This window comes from Micromonospora sp., assembly GCF_048594385.1.
In the GTDB taxonomy this organism is placed as follows: Bacteria; Actinomycetota; Actinomycetes; order Mycobacteriales; family Micromonosporaceae; genus Micromonospora; species Micromonospora wenchangensis.
In genome coordinates, this window is the sequence record NZ_JBMDWU010000433.1 from 1 (window position 1) to 6,807 (window position 6,807).

A 6,807-nucleotide genomic window follows, 5' to 3' on the forward strand; every position below is an offset into this window, starting at 1 on the left:
CCGAGCTGGAACGCACCGGGTTCCGGCAGTTGCGCACCCGGCTGTTCTTCGAGCCGGCCCCGACGGCTCCCAGCATCGACTGACAGGCGCGACGTGCCCCCGGCGGACCTGCCGGGGGCACGCCGCCCGGCGCGGCCACGAACCGGGAGTCACGAACCACGCGACAGGTCAATTGAAGAATTTCGCAAGTGCTAAAGTGTTCACGTCGTCGACGGAAGAAGGTCCCGGGTGTCGGTCCCGTTGTACCAGGCCAAGGCGGAGCTGTTCCGCACCCTCGGGCACCCGGTGCGGATCCGGGTGCTCGAACTGCTCCAGGACGGCCCGAAGCCGGTCCGCGACCTGCTCGCCGTCATCGAGGTCGAGCCGTCCAACCTCTCCCAGCAGCTCGCCGTGCTGCGCCGGGCCGGCATGGTCACCTCCTACCGGGACGGCCCGCTGGTGATGTACTCGCTGAGCACCCCCGACGTGGCCGACCTGCTGGCCGCCGGCCGACGCATCCTCGGCACCGTCCTCACCGATCGCGACGCCCTCCTCGACGAACTCCGCGCCGCCCCCGGCGCGGCCACCGGCCCCGTCTCCGGCCCACCCGGCCCCGCCGGAGCCGGCGACGGGCCACGCGCCCCCGTCACGAACGGCCCGTCGACCCGGCCCGGCCGGTGAGCGTCGCCGCCGTCGCCGACCGGGTCCTCGGCCTGCTGCCCGACCGCGCCGACTGGCAGGCGATACGCCGCTCACCCCGGCGGGACCTGGTCGCCGGGCTGACCGTGGCCGTGGTGGCCCTGCCGCTCGCCCTCGCCTTCGGCGTCACCTCCGGGCTGGGCGCGCAGGCCGGGCTGGTCACCGCCGTCGTCGCCGGAGCGGTGGCGGCCGTGTTCGGCGGCTCCCACCTCCAGGTCTCCGGCCCCACCGGGGCGATGACCGTGGTGCTGGTGCCGGTGGTGCAGCAGTTCGGCCCGACCGGGGTGCTGATGGTCGGCGCGCTGGCCGGGCTGCTGCTGATCGCCCTCGCCCTGGCCCGCCTCGGCCGCTACGTCCGCTACCTGCCCACCCCCGTCATCGAGGGCTTCACCGCGGGTATCGCCGTGGTCATCGCCCTGCAACAGGTGCCTGCCGCCCTCGGCGTCACCGACGCGCACGGCGACCGGGTGTGGGCCGTCGCCGCCGACGCCGTCGCCCGGTTCGTCGTAAACCCCCGGCCGGTGGCGCTGGCGGTCGCGCTCGGGGTGGCGGCGCTGATGCTGCTCGGCGCACGCTTCCGGCCCGGCGTACCGTTCTCGCTGCTCGGGGTGGCCGCCGCCACCGTTCTCGCCGAGACCCTCCCGCTCGACCTGGCCCGGATCGGCGCCCTGCCGCAGGGGCTGCCCGCGCCGTCGCTGGGCTTCCTCGACCCCGGCGCGGTCGGCGTGCTGCTGCCGTCGGCACTGGCAGTGGCCGCGCTCGCCGCGCTGGAGAGCCTGCTGTCGGCCACCGTCGCCGACGGGATGACCGTCGGGCAACGGCACGACCCGGACCGGGAACTGTTCGGTCAGGGCCTGGCCAATCTCGCCGCACCCGTGTTCGGCGGCATCCCCGCCACCGCCGCCATCGCCCGCACGGCCGTCAACGTCCGCGCCGGGGCGGCCTCGAAGCTGGCCGCGCTCACCCACGCGGTGGCGCTCGCCGCGATCGTGCTGGCCGCCGCCCCGCTGGTCGGCCGGATCCCACTCGCCGCGCTCGCCGGGGTGCTGCTCGCCACCACGGTACGCATGATCGAGGCCGGATCGCTGTGGGCGCTGGCCCGCGCCACCCGGGGCGACGCCCTGGTGCTGGTGCTCACCTTCGCCGTCACTGTCGCCTGGGACCTGGTCACCGCCGTCGCCATCGGGGTCGCCGTGGCGGTGGTGATCGCGCTGCGCGCGGTGGCCCGCAGCGCCCGGCTGGAACAGGTCCCGCTCGACCGGGGCGAGCACAGCGCCGAGGAACACGCCCTGCTGGCCGAGCACATCGTGGCGTACCGGCTGGACGGGCCGCTGTTCTTCGCCGCCGCGCACACCTTCCTGCTGGAACTGTCCGAGGTGGCCGACGTCCGGGTGGTCATCCTGCGGATGTCCCGGGTGTCGGCGCTGGACGCCACCGGCGCGCACGTGCTCGGCGACGCCATCGGGCGGCTGCGCGGACGGGGGATCACCGTGCTGCTCTCCGGCATCACCCCCGACCACGACCAGGTGCTCTCGACCCTCGGGGTAGCCGACGAGTTGCGCCGCGACGGACTGGTCTTCCCCGACACCCCGGCCGCCATCGCCCACGCCCGCGACCTGCTCCGCGGCCCCGTCCCCACCTGACGACCAACCGGCGTGCGCCCGGCTGGCGGTTGATCGACTCGTCGGGGGCGATGTAGCGGTGTCCCCGCACGGGGATACCGCTACATCGCCGATATGGCGTCGCGGGCGCGGGCGACGCGGGTCCGGACTACTCCGGGACGCGGCGGTACGCGCCGTCGCTGGCCGACGTCGCCATCGAGGCGTACGCGCGCAGGGCGGCGGACACCGGGCGCTGCCGGTCGAGCGGGGTGTACGGCCGGTCCCGCTTCTCCTGCGCCACCCGGCGGGCCTCCAGCACGTCGTCGGGCACGTTCAGCTCGATCGACCGGGCCGGGATGTCGATGACGATCTCGTCGCCGGGCTCGACCAGGGCGATCAGCCCACCGGAGGCCGCCTCCGGGGAGGCGTGCCCGATGGACAGCCCGGACGTGCCGCCGGAGAACCGGCCGTCGGTGAGCAGCGCACACGACCGGCCCAGCCCGCGCCCCTTGAGGAACGAGGTGGGGTAGAGCATCTCCTGCATGCCGGGGCCGCCCTTGGGACCCTCGTAGCGGATCACCACGACGTCCCCGGCGACGACCTCCTTGGCGAGGATCGCCGCGACCGCGTCGTCCTGCGACTCGTAGACCTTGGCCGGGCCCCGGAAGGTCAGGCACTCCTCGGGCACCCCGGCGGTCTTCACCACGCAGCCCTCCGGCGCGAGGTTGCCGTGCAGGATGGCCAACCCGCCGTCGGCGGTGTAGGCGTGCTCCCGGTCCCGCACGCACCCCTGCGCGGCGTCGGTGTCCAGGGTGGACCAGCGGTTGGTGGTGGAGAACGGCTCGATGGTGCGCACCCCGCCGGGCGCGGCGTGGAACAGTTCGACCGCCTCGGGAAGGGGCGAGCCGCTCCGGACGTCCCAGTCGGTGAGCCACTGGGCCAGCGAGGGGGAGTGCACGGCGTGCACGTCGCGGTGCAGCAGGCCGGCGCGGTCGAGTTCACCGAGGATGGCCGGGATGCCACCGGCGCGGTGCACGTCCTCCATGTGGTAGTTCGGCGAGTTCGGGGAGACCTTGGCCAGGCAGGGCACCCGCCGGGAGACGGCGTCGATGTCGGCGACGCTGAAGTCGAGTTCGGCCTCGCGGGCGGCGGCGAGCAGGTGCAGGATCGTGTTGGTCGACCCGCCCATCGCCACGTCGAGGGCGACCGCGTTGTCGAACGCCTTGCGGTTGGCGACGGCGCGGGGCAGCACGGACGCGTCGTCGTGGTCGTACCAGCGCTTGGCGATCTCGACCGCGGTCCGGCCGGCCTCCACGAACAGCGAGCGGCGCGCGGCGTGGGTGGCCAGCGTCGAGCCGTTGCCGGGCAGGGCCAGACCGATCGCCTCGGTGAGGCAGTTCATCGAGTTGGCGGTGAACATGCCGGAGCAGGAGCCGCAGGTGGGGCAGGCGGAACGTTCGATCTCGCCGAGCTGGTCGTCGGTGACCGCCTCGTTGGAGGAGGCGACCATCGCGTCGATCAGGTCGAGCTTGGAGTGCACGACGCCCTCGATCGCCACCGTCTTGCCGGCCTCCATCGGGCCGCCGGAGACGAAGACGGTCGGGATGTTGAGCCGCAGCGCGGCCAGCAGCATCCCGGGGGTGATCTTGTCGCAGTTCGAGATGCAGACCAGCGCGTCCGCGCAGTGCGCGTTGACCATGTACTCGACCGCGTCGGCGATCAGCTCCCGGCTGGGCAGCGAGTAGAGCATCCCGCCGTGGCCCATGGCGATGCCGTCGTCCACGGCGATGGTGTTGAACTCGCGCCCCACCCCGCCGGCCTCGGCCACCGCGTCCGCGACCAGGCCACCCATGTCCTTCAGATGGACGTGACCGGGGACGAACTGGGTGAAACTGTTCGCGATGGCGACGATCGGCTTGCCGAAGTCGTCGTCGGTCATCCCGGTGGCCCGCCAGAGGGCCCGGGCACCGGCCATCGTCCGACCGTGGGTGGAGGTCCTCGACCGCAGCTCAGGCATGGGTACCAGTCTTACACCGCCCGGCGGGCGGCTCCCACCGCTCGCGCCGTGTCCCAACAGTTGCACACCCGGTACCCCGTGGCGGGCGCCGATCCGGCACAGTTGAGGTCGTGCGTTTACCCCCGGGCATGGTCGCCGTGGCGGTGTTGAGCGGCCTGCTCGCCGTCGCCGCCACCGCACTGCTGGCCGACTCGGCCCGGCGGCGTGGCGGGCCGCACCGCCAGGCGCACCTGCTGTTCGCCGTGGCCGCCACGATCGCCCTGGCCACCCTGATCGCCGGCACCGTCGCGGTGCTCGGCGCGGCCGAGCACGGGGCGCACCAACGCGGTCAGGGAATGGGATGGGCGTCACTGATCGCGGTCGGCACCGCGCTGAGCGGGCTCGGCTACTGCGCGGGTCTGCTCCGGCTGCCCGGCGCGATGGTGGCCCGGGCCGCCGCCGCGCGGTTGCTGCTCGACGGGCTGACCGTGGCCGCCGCGATCTGGTTCGTCGGCTGGGTGCTCTTCTCGGAGCCGACCCGGCTGCTCGGGCCGGCGACGCCGAGCGCCTGTCCGGCCATCCTGCTCGCGTCGGTGACCGTGGCGCTCACCGCCGGGCTCACCGCGATGGTGGTGGCCCGCGCCGACGGCCCGCGGACCCGGCTGGCCGTGCTCGGCGTCGGCATCACCGCGACCGCCACCGGCGGTCTCGGCCTGGCCGCCGGGGTCTGCCAGGGTGGCTCGACGATGGCGCTGACCGGTGCCGCGCTGCTCGCCGTGGGCATGCTCGCCGGGGCGCTCGCCGTGCACCGGGTGGACGCCCCCGGCCAGGTCGACATCGACCTGATCCGCCGCGACGGCGAGTACGCCTTCATCCCGATGGTGGCGATGGCCGGTTCGGCGATGTACCACCTCGTCCAGGGCGGCCGGTTCGACGCGCTGGGCATCATCGCCGGCAGCCTGGAGGGCTTCGCCCTGGTCACCCGGCAGTACCTCACCCTCAACGACGTCCGCAGCTACGCCCACCGGCTGGCCGACCGGGAGGCGCACTTCCGGGAACTGGCGCACACCGACCCGCTGACCACCCTCGCCAACCGGCGTGGCCTGCTGCGGGAGATGCAGCGCTGCGCCACCGAGGGGGGTGGCTGCGTGCTGCTCGGCCTCGACCTGGACGGCTTCAAGAACGTCAACGACATGCGCGGCCACGACGTCGGCGACATGGTGCTCGCCGAGGTGGGGCGGCGGCTGCGGAGCAACCTGCGCCCCGGTGACCTGGCCGCCCGGCTCGGCGGCGACGAGTTCGCGGTGCTGATGCGGGGCCGGCCGACCGACGCGGACGTGGTGGCCGAGCGGCTGCGGGGGGTGCTCGGCCGGCCGTACGAGCAGGAGGGCGGGGCGGTCTTCCTCTCGGTCAGCATCGGGGTGGCCGGCCAGGGCGGCGACGATCCGGACGTGGTCGGCCTGCTGCGCCACGCCGATCTGGCCCTGCGCTACGCCAAGCAGCGCGGCAAGAACCGGATCGAGCGGTACGACGGCAGCTACGACCAACTGCTGACCCGGCGTACCCGGCTGGAGCACGAGATGCGCGGCGCGATCGAGCGCGACGAGCTGCGGCTGGCCTTCCAGCCGGTGGCGTCGCTGCCCTCGGTGCGGCCGGTGGGTGCCGAGGCGCTGCTGCGCTGGCACCACCCCGAGCTGGGCAACGTCCGGCCGGACGAGTTCATCCCGCTGGCCGAGGAGTGCGGGATGATCGCCAAGCTGGGGGCCTGGGTGCTGCACCAGGCGTGCTGGCAGCTGTCCCGCTGGCTCGCCGACGGTCACGACGTGTGGGTGTCGGTCAACGTCTCGCCGCGCGAGCTGCACGCCCCGGAGTACGTGGTGCAGGTGGCCGAGGCGCTGCGCGCCCACCACGTGCCGCCGCAGCGGCTGGTGCTGGAGGTCACCGAGCACGCCGTCGCCACCGACCTGGACGAGCTGATCCGCCGGCTGACCGCGCTGCGGCGCACCGGGGTACGGATCGCGCTCGACGACTTCGGTGCGGGGTACTCGTCGCTGGGGCAGTTGCGCCGGCTGCCGATCGACATCCTCAAGATCGACCACAGTCTGGTCGCCGAGCACGAGCCGGTCCGCCCGGTGGGCCGGGACGGGCCGGCGTTCGCCCCGATGGTCGACATCGTCATGCGGCTGGGTCACCAGTTGGGCATGGAGGTCATCGCCGAGGGCGTCACCACGCCGACGGAGCTGGCCGCGGTGGTCGCCGCCGGCTGCCGGTTCGGCCAGGGTGCGCTCTTCGGCTGGGGGGTGCCGGCCGAGCACCTGGAGGCGATGCTGGAGGCGGCCACCTCGCCGGGCGCCCGCCCCGCGTCGGCACCGCCGGCCCCGCCGCCCCCGCCGCGGCGACCCACCCCGTCGCCGCTGCTGCCCCGGCTGCGATCCCACCCACCGGCATCCCCGGCGGCGCCCGCCCCGCGCCCGGCGTACGACGAGTCCGCGCAGGCCGGGCCGGTTGACGAGACCCCCAACGGGGATGGCG

3 protein-coding genes and 1 pseudogene are annotated in these 6,807 nt (G+C 74.3%); 3 read left to right on the forward strand and 1 reads right to left on the reverse strand.

The genetic code is table 11. The features are described from left to right. Positions 1-228: 228 nt before the first annotated feature. Together ACOJTC_RS23575 and ACOJTC_RS23580 are read left to right on the forward strand one after the other, a co-directional pair. Positions 229-552, forward strand: a pseudogene (locus tag ACOJTC_RS23575) (ArsR/SmtB family transcription factor); the annotation flags it as partial. A gap of 104 nt (positions 553-656) precedes the next feature. Then, positions 657-2,321, forward strand: coding sequence for a SulP family inorganic anion transporter (locus ACOJTC_RS23580; protein ID WP_420118524.1), 1,665 nt, complete (start codon positions 657-659; stop codon positions 2,319-2,321). 127 nt (positions 2,322-2,448) lie between these two features. Here ACOJTC_RS23580 and ilvD read toward each other — a convergent pair whose 3' ends face one another. Further along, positions 2,449-4,296, reverse strand: coding sequence for a dihydroxy-acid dehydratase (gene ilvD / locus ACOJTC_RS23585; protein ID WP_420118525.1), 1,848 nt, complete (start codon positions 4,294-4,296; stop codon positions 2,449-2,451). Positions 4,297-4,406: 110 nt separating this feature from the next. Here ilvD and ACOJTC_RS23590 point away from each other — a divergent pair. Continuing rightward, a partial coding sequence (locus ACOJTC_RS23590; protein WP_420118526.1) for a putative bifunctional diguanylate cyclase/phosphodiesterase occupies positions 4,407-6,807 on the forward strand: 2,401 nt, incomplete at its 3' end.